At 71.5% G+C, this 24387-nt stretch carries 19 protein-coding genes; 7 read left to right on the top strand and 12 right to left on the bottom strand.

The genetic code is table 11. The features are described from left to right. Positions 1-123: 123 nt before the first annotated feature. Positions 124-4314 (top strand): DUF3418 domain-containing protein, encoded by a 4191-nt coding sequence (locus NS283_RS11135; RefSeq protein ID WP_058596931.1) that lies wholly within the window; start codon positions 124-126, stop codon positions 4312-4314. 426 nt (positions 4315-4740) lie between these two features. On the opposite strand, the gene NS283_RS11130 is transcribed toward NS283_RS11135, so the two are convergent. Next, a complete protein-coding gene (locus NS283_RS11130) occupies positions 4741-5229 on the bottom strand; it encodes a MarR family winged helix-turn-helix transcriptional regulator (protein WP_081317393.1) in 489 nt (162 codons plus the stop codon). Positions 5230-5269: 40 nt separating this feature from the next. Between NS283_RS11130 and NS283_RS11125 the strand changes: the two genes are divergently transcribed. Then, on the top strand, positions 5270-6217 hold the full coding sequence (locus NS283_RS11125; protein ID WP_081317391.1) for a DMT family transporter: 948 nt from the start codon (positions 5270-5272) through the stop codon (positions 6215-6217). On the opposite strand, the gene NS283_RS11120 is transcribed toward NS283_RS11125, so the two are convergent. The 10 genes from NS283_RS11120 to NS283_RS11075 are packed head-to-tail and all read right to left on the bottom strand — an operon-like array spanning position 6111 to position 16638. After that, the gene (locus NS283_RS11120; protein ID WP_058596928.1) at positions 6111-6620 is read right to left on the bottom strand and encodes a hypothetical protein; all 510 of its coding nucleotides are present in this window, start codon (positions 6618-6620) and stop codon (positions 6111-6113) included. The genes NS283_RS11125 and NS283_RS11120 overlap by 107 nt on opposite strands. A 4-nt stretch (positions 6621-6624) precedes the next feature. Beyond that, positions 6625-7686 carry a C45 family autoproteolytic acyltransferase/hydolase gene (locus NS283_RS11115; RefSeq protein ID WP_081317390.1) on the bottom strand — a complete coding sequence of 354 codons (1062 nt, stop codon included), beginning with the start codon at positions 7684-7686 and terminating at the stop codon, positions 6625-6627. Then, a complete protein-coding gene (locus NS283_RS11110) occupies positions 7683-8324 on the bottom strand; it encodes an FMN-binding negative transcriptional regulator (protein ID WP_058596926.1) in 642 nt (213 codons plus the stop codon). The genes NS283_RS11115 and NS283_RS11110 overlap by 4 nt, the downstream gene beginning before the upstream one ends. 3 nt (positions 8325-8327) lie before the next feature. Then, a complete protein-coding gene (locus tag NS283_RS11105; RefSeq protein WP_058596925.1) occupies positions 8328-9347 on the bottom strand; it encodes a P1 family peptidase in 1020 nt (339 codons plus the stop codon). Then, positions 9344-10105, bottom strand: coding sequence for an ATP-binding cassette domain-containing protein (locus NS283_RS11100; RefSeq protein WP_058596924.1), 762 nt, complete (start codon positions 10103-10105; stop codon positions 9344-9346). Before NS283_RS11100 ends, NS283_RS11105 begins: the two co-directional genes overlap by 4 nt. Next, positions 10102-11079: an ABC transporter ATP-binding protein gene (locus NS283_RS11095; RefSeq protein ID WP_081317389.1), complete on the bottom strand. Its 978-nt coding sequence runs from the start codon at positions 11077-11079 to the stop codon at positions 10102-10104. Before NS283_RS11095 ends, NS283_RS11100 begins: the two co-directional genes overlap by 4 nt. Further along, positions 11076-11960, bottom strand: a complete 885-nt coding sequence (locus NS283_RS11090; protein WP_081317388.1) for an ABC transporter permease — start codon at positions 11958-11960, stop codon at positions 11076-11078. Before NS283_RS11090 ends, NS283_RS11095 begins: the two co-directional genes overlap by 4 nt. Beyond that, entirely contained in the window at positions 11957-12922 is a 966-nt protein-coding gene (locus NS283_RS11085; protein WP_058596923.1) for an ABC transporter permease, read from the bottom strand. Before NS283_RS11085 ends, NS283_RS11090 begins: the two co-directional genes overlap by 4 nt. A gap of 1 nt (position 12923) precedes the next feature. Further along, the gene (locus NS283_RS11080; protein ID WP_058596922.1) at positions 12924-14534 is read right to left on the bottom strand and encodes an ABC transporter substrate-binding protein; all 1611 of its coding nucleotides are present in this window, start codon (positions 14532-14534) and stop codon (positions 12924-12926) included. Between the two features lie 31 nt (positions 14535-14565). Further along, complete coding sequence (locus tag NS283_RS11075; RefSeq protein ID WP_081317387.1) at positions 14566-16638, bottom strand: primary-amine oxidase; 2073 nt, start codon at positions 16636-16638, stop codon at positions 14566-14568. 132 nt (positions 16639-16770) lie between these two features. Here NS283_RS11075 and NS283_RS11070 point away from each other — a divergent pair, with 132 nt between their 5' ends. Both NS283_RS11070 and NS283_RS11065 read left to right on the top strand, forming a co-directional pair. Continuing rightward, a complete protein-coding gene (locus NS283_RS11070; RefSeq protein WP_058596921.1) occupies positions 16771-17793 on the top strand; it encodes a LacI family DNA-binding transcriptional regulator in 1023 nt (340 codons plus the stop codon). Next, a complete protein-coding gene (locus NS283_RS11065; protein WP_058596920.1) occupies positions 17790-18944 on the top strand; it encodes a CaiB/BaiF CoA transferase family protein in 1155 nt (384 codons plus the stop codon). Before NS283_RS11070 ends, NS283_RS11065 begins: the two co-directional genes overlap by 4 nt. Here NS283_RS11065 and NS283_RS11060 read toward each other — a convergent pair. After that, positions 18934-20289, bottom strand: a complete 1356-nt coding sequence (locus NS283_RS11060; RefSeq protein ID WP_058596919.1) for a PucR family transcriptional regulator — start codon at positions 20287-20289, stop codon at positions 18934-18936. The two genes, NS283_RS11065 and NS283_RS11060, sit on opposite strands and share 11 nt — an antisense overlap. Before the next feature lie 88 nt (positions 20290-20377). Here NS283_RS11060 and gabT point away from each other — a divergent pair, with 88 nt between their 5' ends. From gabT to NS283_RS11045, 3 genes are read left to right on the top strand one after another with little or no spacing between them, the layout of a single operon-like run. Next, entirely contained in the window at positions 20378-21712 is a 1335-nt protein-coding gene (gene gabT / locus NS283_RS11055) for a 4-aminobutyrate--2-oxoglutarate transaminase (RefSeq protein ID WP_058596954.1), read from the top strand. Then, positions 21709-22893, top strand: a complete 1185-nt coding sequence (locus tag NS283_RS11050) for an acyl-CoA dehydrogenase family protein (RefSeq protein WP_058596918.1) — start codon at positions 21709-21711, stop codon at positions 22891-22893. Before gabT ends, NS283_RS11050 begins: the two co-directional genes overlap by 4 nt. After that, positions 22890-24341 carry an aldehyde dehydrogenase family protein gene (locus NS283_RS11045; protein ID WP_058596917.1) on the top strand — a complete coding sequence of 484 codons (1452 nt, stop codon included), beginning with the start codon at positions 22890-22892 and terminating at the stop codon, positions 24339-24341. Before NS283_RS11050 ends, NS283_RS11045 begins: the two co-directional genes overlap by 4 nt. Positions 24342-24387 lie beyond the last annotated feature (46 nt).

The raw sequence follows: 24387 nt of genomic DNA, 5'->3' as shown, positions 1-24387 counted from the left end.
CACTGACTTGCCGCATATGTGCGCCACACCCCGCCCGACGCGACCAATCGCGACAACTCACGCGCTGACGCGAACGGTTGGGGCCGGACGCGGAGGCGCCACCCCGCGATAGGCTGGAAGGCTGTGTCTGTCGAACCCGTGATCGTCTACCCGCCCGAGCTACCCGTCAGCGCCGCGCGGGACGAGATCGCGCGCGCCATCCGCGACCACCAGGTCGTGATCGTCGCCGGCGCGACCGGATCGGGCAAGACCACGCAGCTGCCGAAGATCTGCCTCGAGCTCGGCCGCACCTCCATCGCGCACACGCAACCCCGCCGCATCGCCGCGCGCACGATCGCGGAGCGCATCGCCGAAGAGATGCGGGTGCCCCTCGGTTCGACCGTCGGGTACAAGGTGCGCTTCACCGACAAGGTGTCGGCCGATACACGTGTGGCGCTCGTGACCGACGGCATCCTGCTCAACGAGATCCACCGCGACCGGCTCTTGCGCCGCTACGACACGATCATCGTCGACGAGGCGCACGAGCGTTCGCTCAACATCGACTTCCTGCTCGGGTACCTCCGCCGCATCCTGCCGAAGCGCCCCGACCTCAAGGTCATCGTCACCTCGGCGACGATCGACCCCGAGAGCTTCGCGCGCCACTTCGCCGCGCCGCCCGCCGAGCCGGGCGGCGAGCCGGTGCCGGCGCCCGTGATCGAGGTGTCGGGGCGGACGTATCCGGTCGAGATCCGGTACCGGCCGCTGGATGGCGCCGACGGTGCGGGCGAAACTCCTGAGGATCCGGATGCCGACGGCTCCGACGCCGCGACATCCCGTGGCCGCGGGGTCGCAGCGCCGCAGAAAGTCAGGAGTTCGGCCCGCGCGACGCGCGACGGCGACGACGCCGACGAGGTCGGGGCCGTCGTGGCGGCGCTCCGCGAGCTCGACCGGGAGCCCGCGAGCGACGTGCTCGTGTTCTTCCCCGGTGAGGCGGAGATCCGGGATGCGGCGGATGCCATCCGCGGGGCGTATCAGAAGGATGCCGCGCCGACAGAGGTCCTCCCCCTGTACGGGCGCCTGTCCGCCGCCGAGCAGCACCGCGTCTTCGAGCGCTCCACCGTCGCGGGCGTTCGCCGCCGTGTCATCCTCGCCACCAACGTCGCCGAGACGAGTCTCACCGTCCCCGGCATCCGGTATGTGATCGACACCGGCACAGCCCGCATCTCGCGGTACAGCAACAGGTCGAAGATCCAGCGGCTGCCGATCGAGGCCGTGTCCCAGGCCTCGGCGCAGCAGCGATCCGGTCGCGCGGGGCGCACATCGCCCGGTGTCGCGATCCGCCTCTACTCCGAGGACGATTTCACGCGTCGGCCGGAGTACACCGAACCCGAGATCCTGCGCACGTCGCTGGCATCCGTGATCCTGCAGATGCTCTCGCTCGGGTTCGGCGACATCCAGGCTTTCCCGTTCCTGACCCCGCCCGATTCGCGCGGTGTGAAGGCGGCGTTCGACCTGCTCGTCGAGCTCGGCGCGGTGAAGCTGCCGGCACCGGGGGCGCGCTCGCGCGACGACCGACCCGATCGCGACCCGTCGCGCGGTGGCGGGCGTGAAGACGGTCCCCGCCTCACCGAGATCGGCCGCGAGATCGCGCGGCTGCCGATCGACCCGCGCTTCGCGCGAATGCTCATCGAGGCGCGCCGGAACGACGTCTCGGCCGAGGTCCTCGCGATCGTCTCCGGCATGTCCATCCAGGACGTGCGCGAGCGCCCCGAGGACCGCCGCGAGGAAGCCGACCGGTTCCACGCCCGGTTCACCGACCCGACCAGCGATTTCCTCTCGCTGCTGAACCTGTGGGAGTACCTGCAGGAGAAGCAGGCCGAGCTCGGCTCGAGCGCGTTCCGGCGCCTGTGCCGGAGCGAGCATCTGAATTACGTGCGCGTGCGCGAGTGGGTCGACGTGCACCGGCAGCTGCGCTCGTTGGGCGCCTCGGGCGAGCGCCCCGGCTCCGGCGACGGCGGGCGCGGCGCTTCCGGGCGCGGCGCGAAGAACCATGTCCCACTTATGGCCGGTGCGGAGCGCTCGAAGCAGCACAATTCGGGACACGCACCGTCAGAAGTGGGACGAGGCTCCTCGGGGGACACACCGGAGGGCCACGCCGCCGGCGACGCCATCCACCGTGCGATCCTCTCCGGACTGCTGTCGCACATCGGCATCCTGGATCCGCGCACGATGGCGCAGGCCAAGGACCGCAAGACCCCGGGCGACGCACGCCCCGTCAAGGGCGAGTACATCGGCGCCCGCGGCGCGCGGTTCGCGATCTTCCCCGGCTCGGGGCTGAAGAAGAAGCGTCCCTCGGCTGTGATGGCCGCCGAGCTCGTCGAGACCTCGCGCCTGTTCGCGCGGACGGTCGCGGCCGTCGACCCGGCGTGGGCGGAGGAACTCGCCCCCGACCTGGTGAAGCGCTCGCTGAGCGAGCCGCACTGGTCGAAGGATGCCGGCTCCGCCGCCGCGTACGAGAAGGTCACGCTGTTCGGTGTCGAGCTCGTCGGCCGGCGTCGCGTCCAGCTCGCGCGCTTCGACCGCCCTCTCGCCCGCGAGATGTTCGTCCGCCACGCCCTCGTCGAGGGCGAGTGGGACCCCTCGGTCCTCGACAAGCGCCTCACGGCGTTCCTCCGCCGCAACGTCGAGCAGCGCCGCCTGCTCGAGAAGATCGAGGAGCGCGAGCGCCGCCGCGACATCCTCATCGGCGATGAAGCGGTGTTCGCGTTCTACAACGCCCGAATTCCCGCCGACGTCACCGACGTCCGCTCGTTCGAGACCTGGTGGAAGGATGCCTCGAACCGCACACCGCACCTGCTCGACCTGCGCGAGTCCGACCTCACCGGAGACCGAGCGCAGGGCGACGACCGGGCCTTCCCCGCGCGCTGGCGGCAGGGCGATCAGACCCTGAACCTCGCGTATCGCTTCGAGCCGGGCGCCCCCGACGACGGCGTGACGGTCGTCGTGCCGCTGCCCCTGCTCGCGCAGCTGCGCCCCGACGGCTTCGACTGGCAGGTGCCCGGAATGCGCGACGAGCTCGTCACCGCGTTGCTTCGCGCCCTGCCGAAGACCATCCGCCGCAACGTGGTGCCGGCCGCCGACTGGGCGGAGAAGTTCTCGGCCGAACTCGCCGAGAAGGGCCCCGAGCACGCGAACGGCCTCCCGAAAACGACGCTCGTCGACGCCCTCGCCGCCCTGGTGCAGCGCGTCGCGAACCAGCGGGTGAGCGCGGCCGACTTCGAGCTCGAGCGCGTTCCCGCGCACCTCCTCCCCTCGTTCCGAGCGGTCGATGCCCGGGGCCGGGCGGTCGGCAGCGACCGCGACCTCGGTGCGCTGCAGCGACGACTGGCCGACCGGGCGCGCTCCAGCGTCGAGTCGACGATCTCTCGGCCCCCGCAGAGGGCCGCGAAGGTCGCCCAGGCCTCCCCCGCTTTCGCTTCGCGCACGAAGCTCACCACCTGGGACCTCGACGAGCTCACCGAGGTCGTCGACACCCCCGTCGCCGGCGGCGTCGTACGCGGCTACCCGGCGCTCGTCGACGAGGGCGACAGCGTCGCTCTGCGCGTCGAGGCGACACCCGAAGACGCCGCGCGGCTCACGCGGGCCGGCATCCGTCGCCTGATGCTGCTGGCCGTCCCCTCCCCCGCCATCTACGTTCTCGACCACCTCACCGCGAACGAGAAGCTCGCGCTCGCGGCATCCCCCTACCAGAACGCGAAAGCCCTGATCGAGGATGCGCGCGCGGCCCTGGCCGACGACATCCTCGGGCGCGACGGCGCCGTGCGCACCCGAGGGGACTTCGAGCGGGTGCGCGACGCGTTCTCTTCCGTTTCGGTGGAGCGCACGTTCCAGACGGTGTCGCTCGCGGCCAAGATCCTGCTCGCGCAGCGCGAGGTCGAGAGGGCGATGAAGGATGCCGCGTCGATGACGCTCCTCGGAGCGCTCAACGACGTGCGCGGCCAGGTGAAGGGGCTGCTGTTCCCCGGTTTCCTCTCGCGCACCGGCATCCCACGCCTGCAGCACTACCCCCGCTACCTCGCCGGTGCGCTCGAGCGGGTGAAGACGCTCTCGGACAACCCGGGCCGCGACCGCCAGCGCATGACCGAGTACGAGCGCGCCGCCGCCGGTTTCGTCGAGGCCGGAGGCACGGTGCCTCTTCCCGCCGACGCCCCGGCGAACCTCGTGCAGACGCGGTGGCTGCTGGAGGAGCTGCGCGTGAGCCTGTTCGCCCAGCGCCTCGGCACCGCGGAACCCGTGTCGATCCAGCGCATCGCGAAGGCGCTGAAGGGCGCGTGAGTCGCGCGCGGGATGCGCCGTGCGAGGCGATCGCCCGTGCGGGCGGCTTGTCGTAGCGGAAGACACGTGCGTGAGTTGCCGCAATTCGTCGCCTGAGCACGCGCCACGCGACAAACATGGGCAACTGAGGCGCGGGCGCGCCGGCGTCGGCAATCCTCATTTGCCGCACTTCGTCGCCCTGGCATGCGCCGAACGTCAGATTGAGGCAAACCAGGCGCGGGCGCGACGGCGTCGGGGCGTCAATTACCGCACGCGGTCAAACGAGCGTGCGACGAACGTCAAATTGAGGCAAACCAGGGACGGGCGCGACGGCGTCGGGGCGTGACTTGCCGCACGTGGTCGCCGGAGCATGCGCCGCACGACAAATAGGGGCAAACAAGCGCGGGCACGGCGGCGGCACCGGAAGCGTCAGCACAGCCTCAGCGCCTACACGCCGAGGGCAGACCCCCAGTTGCGCAGCAGCGCCTCCAGCGCACGACGGTCGGCCGGACGGAGCGCCGACAGCAGGCGCTCCTCGTTCTCGACGTGGGCGACCAGCGCCTCGTCGATGACCCGCCGGCCCGCCGGCGTGAGCGACACCACCCGACCGCGGCCGTCGTCGTCGCTCGCGCTTCTCGACACGAGCCCGGATGCCACGAGCCGGTCGACGCGCTTGGTCACCGCGCCGGTGGTCACCATCGTGTGCCGCGCGAGCTCGCCGGGTGCGCACGCGAAGGGCTCGCCGCTCCGACGGAGCGCGGCGAGGATGTCGAACTCCCCCTCGCCCAGGCCATAGCGCCGGAACACGGCGAGCAACTCGGCCTCGAGGCGGTCGACGATGCGGCTCATGCGCCCGATGATCTGCATCGGCGAGGCGTCGACGTCGGGACGCTCGGCAGCCCACTGCGCGACGAGTTCATCGACGTGGTCGGTCATGGCATCCATGATACCTTCCGCGGAAACTATACTGTCTTCCATGGAAGATAAATGGCGGCTCGTCGCGATCACCGCGGTTGCCCCGATCGCGTGGGGTGCCACGTACGTGGTCACGCGACACCTGCTCCCACCCGATGCACCGCTCTGGGGCGCGGCGCTGCGCGCCCTGCCCGCCGGACTCCTGCTGTGGGCGATCGCCCGACGCCGGCCGCGCGGCTCATGGTGGTGGCGGGCCCCCGTCCTGGGACTGCTGAACTTCGGCGCCTTCTTCGTGCTCGTCTACCTCGCGGCGCAACTGCTCCCGTCGTCCATCGCGGCGTCGATCATGGCGCTGGCCCCGCTCGCCCTGGCCGGCATCGCCTGGCCTCTCCTGTCCCAGCGCCCGACCGCGCGGTGGGCGGCCGGGGCCGTGCTCGGCATCGCGGGGGTGCTGCTGGTCGTCGGGCTCGGGGCACGCGCCGTGTCGCCCGCCGGGGTCGTGGCATCCGTCATCGCTCTGCTCGCGTCGTCGCTCGGGGCGATCCTCACCACCCGGTGGCGCGACGACTCCCCGCTGCTCGCGACGACGTCATGGCAGCTCATCGCCGGAGGGATCGCGCTCGTGGTCGCCGCGGCGATCGTCGAGGGGCCGCCCCCGCGCGTGGATGCGATCGGCGTCGCGGCCTACGCGGGGATCGCCGTCGTCGCCACCGCGCTGGCGTTCGTGTGCTGGTTCACCGGGCTTCGCCACCTGCCGGCGGGCACCGTCGGGATCATCGGGCTGCTGAATCCCGTCACCGGGGTCGTGCTCGGAGTGCTGGTCGGCGGCGAGTCCCTCGCGCCGCTCCAAGCCCTCGGCATCGCACTCGTCCTCGTGTCGCTGGTCGTCGCGCGCTCCCGGGTCACGCCGACCAGCCCGCGGCGAGCATCATCGTCGCCGCCCCAGCCATCAGCAGAGCGTGCAGGCGATGAGAGATCCCTCGCCGCTCGCGAACGTGATGCACCGTGACGCCGGCATAGAGCAGGAAGAGTACCGCGACCGTCGCGCCCAGCCCGTCGGATGCCACGTGATGATGCGCCGCTCCGGGTTGCCCCGCGACCATGCGGGCCATCGTCGCCGCCATGAACAGCAGCGCGATCGACTCGTGCAGGGTCGTCGTCGAGACCGGCGCGCGACGCGAGCCCGCGGCGACCCTGGCCGCCACCGCGAGCGCCACCGCGACGATGATCTGCGCCGAGACCCACCAGACCGCGTCGATCCGGCGTCCGAGGATCGTGTCGACCATGGCCGCCGTCATGAGGACGGCAGCGCCCACGGCGGCCCCGTGCTCCCGACGCGGAGGCACGAGGAGCGTCGCCGTCGCCGCGGCCGTCGCGAGAGCCGCCCCACCGTGAAGTGCCTCGGACAGCACCGGCTCAGCGCGCGGCGAAGCGCCGCCAGGGCAGCGAGTCGACGTCAGCCGGGGCCCCGGCGGCGAACTCCAGCGCCGCGGCGTCCACGTCGATCGCCACCGTGAGCTTCGTCTCCCACCGCAGATGCTCCGGCTGCTCGGCGCGAGCTCGCACCGAGATCCCCGGCCCGGACACCGCGCCGAACGCGCGCGCCCGCTCACGCGGTGCGACGATCCGGGCGAGTGCGGCGTTGTCGACGAGGCACTCGTACCGCGGCACGCTGGTCGTCTCATACGGCGAGCACTCGCCCGCCGCGAGGTGCGCGTCGAGGAAGTGGTTCGTGTGCGCGAGACTGTCGCCCGCGCCCACCGGGAGCACCGCGACACCGTCGGGCGTCACCTCGATGGCGGCAGCGGCCCCCTGCACGACGACGGTGAGCACGCTCGACGCGGCGAGCGGCACGGCACGCGCGAGGGCGGCGGCCTCGTCGAGGGTGCTCGCCCGATCGAGGATCATGCGAGAGAGCACGTGCACCGGCACACCGACCCGCGACCCGTCCGAACGGTGGTGGAGGATGTTGAAGTGCACGCCCAGACCACGGTCGTTCACACCGATCTTCGCCGGCTGCCCGAACTCGCAGAAGGCCGCGACCCGGGTGCCCGTGCTCGTGCGCCAACGCCGCACGAGGGTCTCGTTCGAGAGCGTCTCGTGCCAGTCCCAGGTCTGCAGCGTGCGGGGAGCGGCATCCGCGGCCGGTACGTGCACGATCGTCGAGCACTCCATCGACGGCGTCATACGGGCGAGCACCTCGGTCCGAGAGGTCAGCAGCAGCACAGCCTCCGGGTCGAGTCCGCTGCCGTCCGCGACCCCGCGGAACTCGGCGGCGACCTCCGGCGCGAACTGCTCGGTCGCCTCGCCGCATTCCCGGGCTATCTCGCCGACCATCCCCGCATCCACCCCGGACTGCTCGAACAGGGTGCGGTAAGAGGCGACGGCGGCATGCAGCTGGGGAGCCCACGCGGCTCCCAGACGGCGGCCCTCGGCCTCGGCATCCGTCCCCTCCGCCGACCACTCGTGCACAATCATGCGTCTCTCCCCACGCTCTCGATGAGACTCGCGACGTCGCCGTAACGGTCGCCCCGCGAGCGCGCGGCCGCCACGACCCGCGCCCGCACGTCGGCGGGCTTGTCCTGGCTGAGCTTGAACACGGCGCGTTGCTCGATGACGTCGAAGCGGAACGACACGACGCCGCCGACGATGCGCTCGAAGGTCGCGAGCGACGACGACGCGTCCCACGCGGTCGGTTCGAGGGCCTCGAGCTCCTGCACCGTCCGAGTCACCACGTGCATGCTGGCGTCGCGGTCGTCGAGCACCGTCACGCGCGCGGTGAGGTGGACCGCGGCATAGTCCCACGTGGGCACGTTCGGATCGTCCGCGTACGCCGTGGGTGAGACGTATCCATGCGGGCCGGAGAACACCAGCAGCACCGGCTGCCCGTCGCGGAGCGTCTTCCATTGCGGGTTCTTCCGCGCGATGTGGCCGAGGAGCTCGGCCCCCACGAGCGTGCTGTCATCGGGCATGTCCTCGATGATCACCGGGGTGTGCGTCGCGATCGGAGCAGCGTCGGAACCTCCGCCGGAGACGACCAGGGCGAACGGATGCCGACGCACGAGGTCGGTGACCTCGACCTGCGACGGAGCGAGATACGCGGGGAACTCGTGCACGACTCAGCCCGCCGCGCAGAGGATCGCGTCCCAGGCCGTCTCGCCCGCGAGGGTCGCGACGGCGGTGGGGTTCAGCGACAGCCGCCCGCGCGAGGTCGCCGGATCGACCGGCAGGTCCACCTCGTCGGTGGTCAGCGCGAACAGCGTGTCGCCGTCCATCGAGGTGTGGAAGGGCTGGATGCCACGGTGCATCGAACTGTGGACCTGAAGCGCGAACTGCTGCAGGTCGGTGTCGCTCAGGCGCACGTTGGTGACCACCGCGGTGATGGTCGTGTTCCCCGACACCGGCGCGACCAGGCGCGTCTCGGCGATCGCCTCCTCGTAGTCCGCGGCGGGATGCCGACGCTCCCCCGTGCGCTCGTCGTAGTTGCCCCGGACGATCCGCCCCTCGCGGTCCACGATCACGCCGTACGGGTTGAGGACGGTGACGACGAGCACCTTGACGTCGCCGACCTGCCGGAAAGCCGCTCCCTGGCCGGTGAATTCCACGCGGGACGGGTCGACCTTCCCGGCGGAGGCCGCGGCTCCACCACCGACGCGTCCGACCTCGACGACGCCGTCACGAGCGGCGCCGTACGCGGCCCTCCCGAGGGCGGCATCGGGGAAGACGCCGTTCTCGCGCACCGAGTAGTCGTAGATGATGGCTCCCGAGACCAGCTGCAGCTCGTCGAAGCCGGCGCGGTGGTCCACCACGTCGAACAGGGCCTCGGAGACCCCGGCGACGGCGGACAGCCCGTAGACCGAGCCACCGGCGAGACAGATCGCGTGGTTGAAGCCGTACAGTCCGCTCGCGCCGACCGCTCCGCCGCGGCGGTCGGCGTAGGTGCGGGCCCCGCGCGGGACGGACAGCACCGTCGCCCCGGTCGGACCCTCCGCGTATTCGGCGGTGCCCACGAGCACACCCGGGAAGTCATAGGCGACCCGACCGCGGTCGGTGCCGTGCACCGGCTGCAGGGCGAAGTCGGCGTTCGACAGGCGGGCGCCGTGCGTGCGCACGGGGGCGAGGCGGGGAGACGGGGTCATGAGGTGAGCTCCTGGAACAGTTGACGCGAGTAGGGGTGAGCGGGTGAGTCGTAGAAGACGCTCGTCGGGGCGAGCTCCACGATGCGGCCGCGCTGCATGACCGCGACACGATGCGAGATGTAGCGGACGGCGGCGAGATCGTGCGAGATGAACAGCGCGGCGAAGGCGTACTCGCGCTGGAGGTCCTGCAACAGGTTCAGGATCTGCGCCTGGACCGAGACGTCGAGAGCGCTGACCGCCTCATCGAAGACGACGAACGCGGGGCGCGTCACGAGCGCGCGTGCGACGCTGACGCGCTGCAGCTGACCGCCCGAGAGCTGGTGCGGGCGGCGCTGGTCGAAAGAGGCGGGCAGGCCCACGGCGTCCAGCATCCGTCGCGCCTGTGCCACCGTCGCGGGCGAGCGGCGACCGTTCACGAGCAGCGGTTCCAGGACGGCGTCGATGACGCTCGATCGCGGGTCGACAGCCCAGCGCGGGTGCTGCAGAACCGCCTGGATGCGACCGGCTCGCGCGCGCAGATTGCGCGCCAGCGGCATGCCTTCGAAGCGGACGTGTCCCTCGTCGGGGCGCTGGAGTCCCAGGACGACGGCGCCGGTCGTGGATTTCCCCGAGCCCGACTCGCCGACAAGGCCGAGCGTCTCGCCGGCCGCGATGTCGAACGAGACGTGGTCCATCGCGGAGATCGCGCGCCGCGTCGGACCGAAGCCCGACGAGAAACGGACCGACACGTCGTCGAGCGAGATCACGGGGGCGCTCACGCGGACACCTCGCTTTCGCGGACGCGGGGGCGGAGTTCGTCGGTCCGGATGCAGAGGGTCGCACGGGGGCCCAGCGGTTGCGGCCGGGTGCGCGCGCACGCGTCGATCCGCGACGGACAGCGCGACTCGAACGCACACCCCACCGCCTCGCCGTGGAGGACCGGAGGCGCGCCGGGGATGCTGACGAGCCGCTCCCCCTGGCTGACCCGTGAGGGGTCGGTCGCGGCGAGGGCACGGGAGTAGGGGTGCACGGGTGCGCCCAGGACATCGGCGGCACGCCCGCGCTCCACGACGCGTCCGGCGTACATCACCGCGACGTCGTCGCACCATCGCGCGACAGCGGGGAGGTCGTGACTGAGCCACAGGATCGTCGTGCCGAGAGCTCGCGCCTGATCGAACATCAGCCGCACGACCTCCTCGCGCACCTGCGAGTCCAGCGCCGCGGTCGGCTCGTCCGCGATCAGCAGACGGGGCCCACGGCACAGAGCCAGCGCGATCGCGATGCGCTGCGCCATCCCGCCCGACACCTGGTGCGGAAAGAGCGGGATCACGCGCTCGGGGTCGGCGATCCTCATCGCCTCGAGCATCTCGACCCGGCGTCGGAGCGACGCATCCCGTCCGGTGCTCTGCAGGACGAGCTGCAACTGGCGGCCGATGCGCATCGTGGGGTCGAGCGAGCCGATGGGGTCCTGCGCGACGAAGGCCAGTTCGTCGCGACGGAAGCGGCGCAGGGCGGGAGTATCCAGGGAGAGCACATCGGTACCCGCGACGTGCACGCTGCCGCGCACGATCCGTGCCGAACGGGGCTGCAACCGCCCGAGAACGGACGCGAGAGTCGACTTGCCCGACCCCGATTCGCCGACGAGGGCGAGCGAGGAACCCTCTGCGATCTCGAGGTCGACACCGTCGAGGGCACGGACCGGCGGCGAATCATCGAATTCGAGGGCGAGATCGCGGATGGTGACGGCGCTCATGTGAGGGACCTCGTTTCGCGGGGTTCGAGGCGATCGCGCAAGCTGTCGCCGATGAGGTTGATGCACAGGATCGCGACGACCAGCACAGCGCCGGGCACGATGAGCAGGTGCGGGGCGAAGGTCATCGCGAGCATCCCCTGCTGGATGAGCAGACCGAGGGAGGCCTCGGGCACCTGCACTCCGAAGCCGAGGAAGCTGAGCCCGCCCTCGACCAGGATGGCGACCGAGAGCGCGTAGCTGGCCTGCACCACGACCGTGCCGGCGATGTTGGGCAGCACCCGTCGCACGAAGATGACGGGAGTGCGCACCCCGCTGATCCGCGCGGAGACGACGAAGTCTCGTTCGGCGATCGTGCGGGTCGCCACCCGCACGACCCTCGTCATCAACGGGATGGTGATGGCGACGATGCTGATGATCGCCGCCGGCCGGCCCGGGCCGAGCAGCGCCGAGACGAGGATGGCGAGCACGAGGGCGGGGAAGGCGTAGAGGACGTCCACGATCCGCATCACGAGCTCGCTCACCGCGCCGCCGTAGTACCCGGCGACCATTCCGATGATGATACTGATGGCCACGGAGCACAGCACCGCGACGATCGAGACCACCAGCGTGGTCGCGATGCCCTCGAACAGGCGCGGCAGGAAGGACCGACCGAGGTTGTCGGTGCCCAGAGGAGCTGTCGGGCTGGGAGGCGCGAAGCGTCCGCTGATGGTCGCACTCGTCGACCCGAAGACGCCGGTGAGCACGGCGACCATCGTGAGCAGCACGAGCGCGGCCAGGACGATCATCGCGGTCCGGGCGAGGCCGTCGAGACCGCGCCACGCGCCGAACGTGCGGTCGCGCGCGCTCACCAGGCGCTGCGTCGAGGTGGGGGTGATGGTCATCGTCGACCCCCTCCGGTCAGGCGCAGGCGCGGGTCGATGGCGTTCGAGACCAGGTCGACGACGAGGGCGGTCACGATGAAGACGGTCGCCGCCAGGAGGACGGCGTTCTGGATGATCCCGTAGTCCCGGCGCCCGAGCGCGGTCTGCAGGTAGGACCCCATTCCGGGGACGTTGAAGACGGACTCGACGATGACGGTGCCGCCGAGGAGCACCGCGACCAGGGCGCCGACGATCGTCAGGATCGGGACAGCCGCGTTGCGCAGCACGTGGTGCCGGATGATGAACATCGGCGTCTCGCCTCGCGCGACGCTCGCCTGCACGTGGGGTTCCACCAGCACATTCAGCACGGCGTCGCGGGTGTTGCGGGCCACGACGGCGACGCACCCGACGGACAGCACGACGATCGGCAGCACGAGAGAGCCGAAGAAGCGCGCCGGGTCGTCGGCGAACGACGAGTACTGCCCGACCGAGATCCCCAGCCCCAGGGTGGACACCGCGAAGACGAGGAGCCCCGCGAGAAGGAACTCCGGCACGCTGATGCCCAGGGCGCTCACGAGGCGGCCGGCCGCTCCCGCCGATCCCTCGGCCCGCAGGGCCGAGACGAAGCCGAGGGGGATGCCGATGAGCAGCGTGACCACGACGGTGATCGCCGCGATGGTCGCGGTGACCGGCAGGCGCGCGGCGAATTCGTCGGTCACCGACACGTTGGAGACGAAGGAGTAACCGAGGTCACCGGTGAGCACCCCGCCGATCCAGCGGAGGTACTGCTCGGGAAGCGGCAGATCCAGACCCGATGCGGCCACGGCCTGGGCCCGCTGCGCCTCGGTGGCGAGCGGACCCAGGACGAGGTCGGTGTAGTCACCGGGCATCAGTCGCACGGAGGCGAAGATGAGCACGGAGACCCCGACGAGCGTGGCGAGAGCCGCGAGCACCCGTCGGAGCGACCAGAGGACGACGGTCATGTCAGCCGACGCGGAACTCGGCGATGTGACGAAGGACGTTGCCGTATCCCTCGTCGGCGGTGAGGGTGGGGCTGAGCTCGGCGGTGTTCCAGCCGATCGTGGAGGGCCGAAGGACCAGCGGCACCATCTCGCTCTGCCGGTCGGCGAGGTCGCACACGTCCGCGAGGGCCGTCGCGCGCTCCGCACCGGCAGGGGTCGACGCACCCGCGGCGATCGCGGCGTTCAGGTCGTTCGATCCGGTCATGTACACCGCCGAGAATCCCGCGAGAGAGGGGTTCCACCAGGTGGTGACCATCGACGGGTCGGCGTAGCCCGCGAACCAGCTCAGAGCGAGGTCGAAGTCGGAGGGGTCGGCGTACACCTTCCCGGAGTACGTCGCGTAGTCGACCTGCTCGATCGAGACCTTCACGTCGATCTCGGCGAGGTTCTGCTGGATGATCTGCGCGATCTGTGCCAGGACGGGCTCGTCGGTGTAGACGAGCAGGTTCAGGTCGAGACCGCCGACGGCGTCGATCGCGCTCTTGGCTGCGGCGAGATCGCGGGCTGTGGAGGGCAGCATCGAGGGGTCGCAGGAATCGGGGAGTCCGGCGGGCGTGACGCCGGTGACGGCGGTCGAGCCGCCGAACACCAGCGTGTTGATCGCCTCGCGGTCGATCGCCGAGTTCAGGGCGAACCGCACCTTCTCGTCCGCGAGTGCGGGGTCCCCTCCGATCGAGTTGATCATCAGGTAGTGGAAGTCGGTGTTGCGCTGTGTCGCGACACGCACATCGGCGGCCCCCGACAGCAACGAGGCCGAGTCGGTGGAGTTGAGGATCGCGAGGTCGGCCGACCCGTCCCGCAGCGCGGCGGCACGCGTCGCTTCATCGCCGACGATGTCGACGGTGAGGGTCGAGAAGCCGAGGGACTCGGCATCCGGGTGGTGCTCGTTGGGGACGAAGGTCCACTGCTCGTCCTGACGGTGGGCCGAGGCGACCAGCGGCCCGGTGCCGAGCATCTCGGTCGTGATGTCGACGGTGCCCGCCTCGATCTCGGCCATCGGCAGGATCGCAGCGGGCGTATTGGCCAGGGCGGCCAAGAACGGGGTGTACGGCTCTGACAGGGTGACGGTGACCTCGCGGTCCCCCGTCGCCTCGATGGACGCGATCGGGCCGAGCTGGCCGGTCCAGGTCACCGGGGTGTCGCGCAGGCGCTGGAGACTGCCGACGACATCGGCAGCGGTCATCGGCCGGCCGTTGGAGAAGACCGCGTCGTCGGCGAGGGTGAAGACGTACTGCGTGTCGGACGGCGTCTCCCACGACGTGGCGAGGCCGGGAGCCACGTCGAGGTTCTCGTCGATCGTGGTCAAGGTCTCGTAGACGAGGCCCTCGAGCATCCACGACCGAGCGGTCGCCGCGGCCTGCGGATCCAGGCCGGCGGCTTCGGCGGTGTCGTAGTCGACCTGCACGACGAGATCTCCCCCGGCGGGGGCGGACTCATCGGCCAGAGCGAGGAAGCCGGGCGCGACCTCTTCCGACGTGGCAGCGGGGGCGGGACCGGATGCGCCGGTGCACCCGGTCAGGGCGAGGAGGGCGATCGCGGTGATCGCGGCTCCCGCGGTTGTGCGTGTTCTCATGGCGGTTCCTCTCGAGGGGCCGGCCCGCGGATCAGGGTGCGGGGCTCGACGGCGAAACAGGGAGGTGGTGCGAGTGGGACGGGTGGTGCGAGTGGGACGGGTGGTGCGAGTGGTGCGGGTCAAGCGAGGTCGTCGAGTGGGTGGGCGCCTCGTGGGCGCATGCACAGGACGATGCGGACGCCGGGACGTCCAGGGTCGGGTTCCGGTCGAAGAAGTCGTGCGGGGTGAGCGCGAAGCCGCAGGAGTCGACGGGCATGATCGGCCAGTCCTCCAGACGGGGGAAGTGCGTGAGGCCGAAGGTGTGCCACAACACCAGGTCAGCGGGTTCCAGCGACGCATCGTCGGCGATGAAGGCCGGGAGTCCCTGCTCCCCCACGCTCTGATTGACCACCGCACCGGCGGGGTACCGCTCGTCGGGGTCGTAAGCGGTCACCCACAGGTCGGACGTGGCGAACCGTGCCCGTGACGCGATCACGGACTCGGGGTGGGCTTGGAGCACGGGCTTGCCCTCGGGCTTGAGCACGTACGACACCGGGCGGCCGAAGCGATTGGTCGCTTCCGCGCTGCTCACGCGCCAAGTGCGGTCGACGGAGGCATCGGCGCGGCGCACGGCCTCGCTCTCGCGGGTGAGTCGTGTCGAGCGGAAACCGATCGCGGTGCCGTGCGGGTTGCCGTCGTCGATGGGGACGGTCGCGACATCGATCTCGTCGATGACCGCGGGGCCCTCGTCGACGGCCATGTCCAGGCGGGCGCAGAACAGGTGCTGGTGGTACGGAGCGGCCAGGCCCGGCGCGAGCTCGCTCGCGAAGCGTGCGGTGCGCTCGTCATAGGCCGCGGTGAAGACGAGTCCGGTGGCCTTCGCCTCGAACTCGATCTTGCCGTCGAGGTACAGGTACCAGTAGAAGCCGTAGTCGTAGTTGCCCACGGTGACGAAGAACGACACCACCAGTCGACGTTGACGACGCACGTCGCTCGTGCCGGTGAACTGCTCGGTGTGCTTCCACAGCACCCCGGCGTCCTCCTCGTGGATGCAGATCGCGTTGGGGAGCACCTTGACCTCGCCGTGGGCATCGGCGATGGGGACGTCGAGGTAGGTGATGTCGCCGACGCAGTCGCACCCCAGCTCGAGGCTGTTCACGAGACGACCCAGCAGGTACTCGCCGGTGTCGAAGTAGTTCTGCCAGAAGCGCACCGGACCCGGGTCGCCGTAGGGGACGAGCATCTCCGCGATCGAGGCACGGTGCACGACGGGGCGCGTCCGGCCGGCATCCTCGAAGCCGATCCCGTGGAGGATGAGCCCCTCGCGCATGTCGTAGCCGATGCGCAGCGACCACTTCTCCCAGGTGAGCACGTCGCCGTCGAACGAGAAGCTCGGCCCCTCCGGCTGCTGGATCACGATCGGTCGCTGGGTCGTCCGCTCGGGGCCGAACGTCCCCGGCACGTGATAGTCGGCCGTCTCCTGCGGGATGGGCATGACCTCGACGTCGACCACTCGTGCCACGCGACGGGCGCCGAGGTCGACGTAGGCGACGAGACCGTCGATGGGGTGCGCCCACGGCATGGTCTGCGGGGTGGGCTGGTGATGGGCGAGCACGCGTGCGAGCCGACGCCCCTCCTCTCCCTCGATCGGGTAGCGCCCCGCGGAGAGCCCCGCCAGGGCGACGGTGGAGGGGTCGGTGATCCCGCGCAGACGCAGCGCCGCCATCCAGTCCTCGTCGACCGCCAGCAGATCGCGGATGAGCGCGTGTTCCTCCTGCAGGAGCGGCACCTGTCCGCTGTCGTCGTGGTCGATGGGCGCGTCGAGGACGAGCGTGCCCGTCTCGAGGTCGACCGCGATGTCGCGGGCGTGGCCGGTCGCCACGTCGAGCACTTGCGCGCGAGCCCGCCGGGCCACCGTGCGCCCCGCCCGCACATCGCGCCGGTCCGGCTCGTCGAGGCCGAGGTACGCGATGCGGTGATCGGTGCCGAGGGCCCCGTTGGCACGCAGGATCTCGGCGGCACGTCGCAGCTCGCCCTCGGAGAGGGTCGCGTACGGGGCCCCGGACTCGTCGCCGAGTCGGCGCGAGCGCGAGGTGTGCGGGGCGGGGGTGCAGGTGCAGGTCATCGCATCTCCAGTCGGGCGGCAAGACTGATGCCGGAACGTTCCGGCAAAAGTATGCGAGAGTCCCGTTTCGGCGCAAGACCCGAAATGTTTCGGGGAGATGACGCTCGCGGCGGTGTGGTTAGACTCCTCGGCATGCACGAGACCGGCCGAGCGCGCCTGATCGATGTCGCCCGTCGCGCCGGGGTCGGCAAGACCACGGCGTCGGACGCCCTGAGCGGAACCGGACGAGTCTCCCCCGCGACCCGCGAGGCGGTGCTCGCGGCGGCCGCGGCCCTCGGCTACACCGCCAACACCGCCGCTCGACAGCTGCGCAGCGGCTCGGTGGGGACGATCGGCATCGTCCTGCCCGAGGTCGTCTCGCGCTCTTCGTACTACATGGCCTTCACGTTCGGCATCGTCACCCACGCCGCCGCGCACGACGTCGACGTCACGATCGTGAGCCCCTCGGTCTCCTCGGGACGATCCCGCCCGATCCGCGCCGACGGCCTCGTCATCGGAGACCCGCTCGCGGGAGACCCCGCGTTGCCGGCGCTCTTCGCCTCCGGCATCCCCATCGTGACCCAGGAGCATCTCCCCGCCGACGTCGAGGGCGAGCCCGTCGGCGTCGTGTGGTCCTCGCACGAGTCGGCGATGCGGCGACTGTTCGACGAGATCGACCGCACGGGCGCCCGTCACCCCGCTCTCCTGGTCGCGCCGGACTCCTCGGACTGGGGCCGCCAACTCGTCGCCGGATACCGCCGCGCGTGCGGGGAGCGCGGACTCGACCCCGTCCTGGCAGCGGTGTCGTTCGAAGCGCCCTGGGTCGAGATCCGCAGCCGCACCGAGCAGCTGCTGGCGGAACGGCCCGACACCGACGTCATCGTCTGCGGGCCCGACTCCAGCGCGATCGAGGTGGTCGCCACCCTCGAACGACTCGGCCGGACAGTCGGCGACGACATCACGGTCGTCTCGTGCGTCGATCATCCCTCGCTGCCGTTCCTGCGCCCGTCGATCACCTCGATCGACCTGCGTCCGCGAGCCTCGGGGGTGGCGTGCGCCGCGCTCCTCCTCGATGTGCTGGAGGGGCGGAGCCCGCGTGGCACCGACGTCGAGTTCCCGATCGAGGTCGTGGCGCGCGCGTCCACGGCGCACGCGCTGGCGGGGGTGCACACGTGAACGCCCCCCTCGAGGGCGTGGTCGTCGCCGACTTCTCACGGGTGCTCGCGGGCCCTCTGGCCACGATGATGCTGGCCGACCTCGGCGCCCGCGTCGTGAAGATCGAACGCCCCGGGGGCGGCGACGACACCCGCGCGTGGGGCCCGCCCTACGCCTCCTCGGGCATGACCACGTACTTCGAGGCGGCCAATCGCGGGAAGTCGTCCATCGCGCTCGACCTCACCCTCCCCGGCGATCGAGCGCGGGCCGAGCAGATCATCGCCCGCAGCGACGTCGTCATCGAGAACTTCCGCCCCGGCCAGTTCGCGCGGCTCGGCTTCGACTGGGAGACGTTGTCCGCGCGGCATCCGCGACTCGTCTACGCCTCCGTGAGCGGCTTCGGCCTCGACGGGGGCGCGCGCCTCCCCGGCTACGACTTCGTCGCCCAGGCCGTCGGCGGGCTCATGCACATCACCGGCGAGAGGGAGGGCGAGGCCATGAAGGCGGGGGTCGCGCTCGTCGACGTTCTCACCGGCAAGGACGCCGTCATCGGCATCCTCGCCGCACTCCGACGTCGAGAGCTGACCGGGCGAGGTTCCCGCATCGACGTCAACCTCCTGTCGAGCCTCCAGGCAGCGCTCGTCAACCAGGTCTCGGCTCACCTCGGTGCCGGGGCCGAGCCCGCGCGCCTGGGGAACCGGCATCCCTCGATCGCCCCCTACGAGGTGTTGCGATGCGGCGACGGTCCCCTCGCGGTGGCGTGCGGCAACGACGCGCAGTTCCGACGCATGACCGAGGTGCTCGGCGTCGGCCACCTCGCCGAGCACGAGCGCTTCGCGACCAACGCGCTCCGCGTCGGCAATCGTGATGACCTCGCCGTGGCCCTCGAGGAGGCCCTGGCCGGCGACACGGCCGCCGCGTGGGCCGAACGCCTCAACGCGGTGGGCGTCGCTGCGGGCGTCGTGAACACCATCGGCGAGGGGCTCGCGCTCGCCGACCGCCTCGGCCTCGATCCCGTGTACGAGACCCGGGGAGCGGACGGGCGTGCCTCGCGCCAGGTGCGATCGCCCATCGCCTGGTCACCCGCCGTGCCGAGCGCCTCGTCCGCGCCGCCGCGACTGGGAGAGCACACCGAGCAGGTGCTCGCGTGGCTCGACGAGGTCAACGGCTGACGCGACGGAGAGCGATCCAGAGCTCGGCGGCGGCGTCGGGGTCGGTGAGAGCGACGCCCATCGCGCGTTCCGCCGCCGCGATCCGCTGTCGGGCCGTGTTGCGGTGCACGCCGAGAGCACGCGCGGTGTGCTCGACGCGCTGTCCTCCGGCGAGGTGCGCGCGGACCAGGTCGCGCAGCTCGGGCGTACGGAGCGCGTCGAGCCATCGAGTCGCGCGGTCCGCGGGCTCGACGACGGCGGGCATGGCGTCGGGGTCGTCACGGATCGCCGCGAACCACGACGCCCGTACGCGATCGGCGGCGGCGGGGACGTCTTCCCACACGACCGGCACGCTCGTCGCCCCGATCGGCGGGACGTCGTCGGCCCCGCGCAGCGTGACGCGGAGCGGGCCGTCCACGACCGAGAGCGGCGCCGCCCCGGCGTCGGGGGGCCCGACGTGCACCCGGACGACGGGAGGCAGATCGACGCCGCTGGAGCGAGCCAGGTCGCGGGCCGCCGAGGCGCGCCCGTCGAGGGCGAGGCGCACGATCCACGCGCCGGCGGTCGACGCATCGGTCGACGCGCTGGGCGCGGCGAGCGCGCGCAGGAGCGCGATGGCGGTGCGCGCGAGCTGACGATCGGCGGGGGCGAGGGGACGCCCTGCGCCGATCGCGAGAGCGCCGACCCGGCCCGACCCCGTCGTCACGGGCAGCGCCAGCACGACCGAGCCGTGCGCCGAGAACGAGGCCGCGCCCGCACCCGATCGGCCGAGCGACGCCTCGATGTCGGCGACGACCGAGGGCAGCAGGCCCTCCAGCGCGGGCGGGTGCAGGAGCGCCGTCCCCCCGGCCCGGGGCGCGGGCACCCACGCGGCCCACCCGCCGACGGCCTCGGCGATCGCCCTCACCACACCAGCTCTTCCGTCCTCTCCCGCGGCGGCCTCGGCCAGTCGGGTGTGCGCGGAGGCGGCCCGGAGCCCCGCATCGCGCTCGAGCCGGCGTTCCAAGCCCACGAGCGCCCGTGACACGTCGAGGAAGGGGATGCCGTCGGGCACCACGAACAACGGCACTCCCGCCCGCGCGCACCGATCCGCGAACCCCGGGGGCGGAGCGTCCCACCCCTCGCCCAGGCCGAGGCCGAGGGCACCGACGTCGTGCGCCGCGAGCGAGGCCACGTAGTCCTCGTCGCTGTCACGCCCGGTGAGGGGGATGCCGGTGGTCAGCAGCAGTTCCCCGCCGGCGAGGTAGCGGCCCGGTGCCGCCAGCTCCGACACGTGCACGCCGGTGACGAGCCGCGACGGGGGAAACGGCGTCACGGGCACGAGGGCATCACCCGCGGCGTCGGCGAGCGCGGAAAGGGTCGGCATTCCCCTATTGTGCAGGATGCACAGCAGTCGTCACGACGACGTGCACACCGCCCGATCATGCTCGCGCGCCGAGCCGTACAGTCGCCCCATGACCGTTCCCCGCCTCGTCACCGAGATCCCCGGCCCCCGCTCGCGCCGTCTGCACGACGAACGCACGAGCGCCGTGCCCGGCGGTTTCGGCGTCACCCTGCCCGTCTTCGTCGCCCGAGCCACGGCCTCCACCCTCGAGGACGTCGACGGCAACGAGCTGATCGATCTCGCCTCGGGTATCGCCGTCACCAGCGTCGGCGCCGCGAATCCCCGCGTGGCGGAGCGCGTGTCCGCCCAGGTGAGCCGCGTGACGCACACCTGCTTCATGGTCACCGAGTACGAGGGGTACGTCCGTGTCGCTCAGTGGCTGAACGCGAACACGCCGGGGACGCACGACAAGCGCACCGGCCTTTTCACCACGGGAGCGGAGGCGGTCGAGAACGCCGTCAAGATCGCCCGCGCCCACACCGGACGCGCCGGGGTCCTGGTCGTCGACGAGGCGTACCACGGCCGGTCGCTGCTGACCCTCGGCATGACCGCGAAAGAACATCCGTACAAGACCTCGTTCGGACCGTTCCCGGGCGACATCGTGCGCCTCCCCAATGCCAACCCCCTGCGCGGACGCCCGGTGGACGAGGTGCTCGCCGAGATCGAGCGCATCGTCGGAGAGCACGGCGCCGAGAGCTTCGCCGCTCTCGTGGTGGAGCCGATCCAGGGCGAGGGCGGCTTCGTCGTCCCCTCCCCCGGGTTCCTGCCCGGACTGCGCGAGATCACCGAGCGGCACGGCATCCTGCTCGTGATCGACGAGATCCAGAGCGGACTCGGGCGAACGGGACGCCTGTTCGCGAGCGAGCACGAGGGCGTCGTCGCCGATCTGCTGCTCACCGCGAAAGCCCTGGGCGGCGGCCTCCCCCTGAGCGCCGTCACCGGCCGGACGGAGATCATGGATGCCGTGCACCCGGGCGGTCTGGGCGGCACCTACGCCGGAAATCCCGTCGCGTGCGAAGCCGCACTGGCGGTCTTCGAGGTCCTCGACGACCCCGATCTGCTCCCCCGCGTCGGCCGGATCGAACGCGCCGTCCGCGGCCATCTCGAACCCCTCGTCGACGAGGTCCCCTCCGTGGCCGAGGTGCGCGGACGCGGAGCGATGATGGCGATCGAGTTCGCCGACCCCGGCACCCTCGCCCCGCGCGCCGACCTCGCCCAGCGCGTCTCCGCCGCCTGCCACGCGGCCGGCGTGCTGACGCTCACGTGCGGCACGCACGGCAACGTCATCCGGCTGCTTCCCCCGTTGGTGATCGACGAGGCCATCCTCGATACGGGGCTGCGGCTCCTCGTCGACGCCGTCCGCACCGTGACCGCCACCCTGACCCAGAGGGAGGATGCCGCATGAGCACCGTTCCCGACCTGCTCGACTTCGACGGCCTGCTCGATGACGCCGAACGCGAGGTCCGCACCCGCGTGCGGGCGTTCGTCGACGAGCGCGTGAAGCCCTCGATCGCCGATTGGTACGACCGGGCGCATTTCCCCGTCGAGCTCGTGCCGGAACTCGCCGCCCTCGGGCTGCTCGGCATGCATCTCTCGGGGTACGGGTGCCCCGGTCGCAGCGCCGTCGAGTACGGCCTCGCGGCCATGGAGCTCGAGGCCGGCGACTCCGGACTCCGCACGTTCGTCTCGGTGCAGGGCTCCCTGGCGATGAGCGCGATCCACAAGCACGGCAGCGAGGAGCAGAAGCAGCGCTGGCTTCCGTCCATGGCACGCGGCGAGGCGATCGGGTGCTTCGGGCTCACCGAGCCGAACTCGGGTTCCGACCCCGCGAGCATGACCACTTTCGCCCGCCGTGACGGCGATGACTGGGTGCTCAACGGTGCGAAGAGGTGGATCGGCCTCGCTTCGATCGCCGACGTCGCCGTGATCTGGGCGCAGACCGACGAGGGCGTCCGCGGCTTCCTGGTCCCCACCGACACCCCCGGGTTCACCGCGACCCCGATCGCCCCCAAGATGTCGATGCGCGCGTCGATCCAGTGCGACATCGCTCTCTCGGACGTGCGTATCCCGGCGGACGCGCAGCTCCCCGAGGCGCGCGGACTGCGGGCCCCCTTCTCGTGTCTCAACGAGGCTCGATACGGCATCGGGTGGGGCGTGATCGGGGCCGCGCGCGACAGCTACGAGACCGCGCTCGCCTACGCCGGGCAACGCATGCAGTTCAACCAGCCGATCGCGTCGTTCCAGCTCACGCAGAGCAAGCTCGTCGACATGGCCCTCGAGATCGAGAAGGCCCAGCTGGTCGCCCTCCGTCTGGGGCGATTGAAGGATGCCGGTCGCCTCGCGCCCCATCAGATCTCGGTCGCCAAGCTCAGCAACACCCGCGCGGCGATCGCCGTGGCACGGGAGGCGCGGACGATCCTCGGCGGCAACGGTGTGAGCGCCGAGTACTCGCCCATGCGGCACGCCGCGAACCTGGAGTCGGTGCGCACCTACGAGGGCACCGACGAGATCCACACGCTCGTGCTCGGCGCCCACCTCACCGGCATTCCGGCCTTCCGTTCCGTCACCGAGGGAGAGAAGCGATGACCGACACGACCCTGTTGCAGCACCTCATCGACGGCCGCTGGGTCACCGGCGGCGGAGAAGAGCTGGTCGACGTCAATCCGAGCCGTCCGTCCGACATCGTGGCCACCGGTCCCGGTGCCGACCACGCGGACGTCGACCGCGCCGTCGCGGCCGCGCGCGCCGCGTTCGCGAGCTGGAGCCGCACCCCGGCCCGCGCTCGTGCGGCCGTGCTCCGCGGCGCCGCCGACATCGCCGCCGCGCACGCCGAGGAATGGGGAGCCGAACTCGCCCGCGAGGAGGGCAAGACCCTCGCCGAGGCGGTCGCCGAGGTGGGACACGGGGCGAATATCCTCCGCTATCACGCTCACGACGTCGAGCGCCCCTCCGGCGAGGTCTACGAGTCGCCGACGCGGGGCGAACGCATCCTCGTCGTTCGTCGCCCCGTCGGGGTCATCGGGGCGATCACCCCGTTCAACTTCCCCTTCTCGATCCCCGCGTGGAAGCTCGCCCCGGCCCTCGCGTGGGGCAACACGATCGTGTGGAAGCCCGCGACCTTCGTCCCGGTCCTGGCGATGCGATTCGCGCAGGCGCTGCAGCAGGCGGGTCTCCCCGACGGGGTGCTCAACCTCGTCAACGGCACCGCTGCGGTCGGCGAGGCGCTCGTCGCGCACCCCGACATCGACGCCGTGACCTTCACCGGATCCACGCGCGTCGGACGGGCGATCGCGGCGCAGCTCGCGGCGCGTGGCGTGCCGTTCCAGGGCGAGCTCGGCGGCAAGAACGCCGCCCTCGTCCTCGACGACGCCGACCTCGAGCTCGCCGTCGAGCAGGTCGCCGTCGGAGCCTTCCGGGCCGCGGGACAGAAATGCACCGCGACCTCGCGCGTGATCGTGCACGAGGCGGTCGCCGATCGGTTCCTCGCCGCTCTCGCCGAGCGCACCGCGGCCGCCCGCGTCGGTGACGCGGTCGCGGACGGCATCGAGGTCGGCCCGCTCGTCGACGCCGCAGCCCGCGACAGGGTGAACGCCGCCCTGGAGCGCGCGAGCGGATACGCGCGTCCGGTCGTCGCGCCGGGCCCCTACCGCGAAGGACCGCTCTCGGAGGGGTTCTTCGTGCCGCCGTCGGTGTTCGAGGTCCCCGAATCCAACCCGGGCGAGCTGTGGCGGGAAGAGCTGTTCGGACCGGTCGTCGCCGTCCGCCGCGTCGCCTCCGCCGCCGAGGGATTCCGCCTCGTCGACGACAGCGACTACGGCCTGTCGGCGGCGATCTTCACCACCGACCTCGGTCGCGCCCTCGCCGCGATCGAGGAGGTCCGCGTCGGCGTGGTCCACGTGAACTCGGCCTCGGCCGGCGCCGACCTCCACGTTCCGTTCGGAGGGAACCGCGGCAGTGCCCTCGGCCCCAAGGAGCAGGGGCAGGCGGCACGCGAGTTCTTCACGGAAACGGCGACCGTCTACCTGCGGGGATGACCGCACGGGCCACGCCCCCGTGATGCACACGAGCCCGCCTCGCGGT

The sequence above is a fragment of the Microbacterium testaceum genome (genome assembly GCF_001476285.1).
GTDB lineage: Bacteria > Actinomycetota > Actinomycetes > Actinomycetales > Microbacteriaceae > Microbacterium > Microbacterium testaceum_B.
This window is presented reverse-complemented; position numbering and strand designations above follow the sequence as displayed.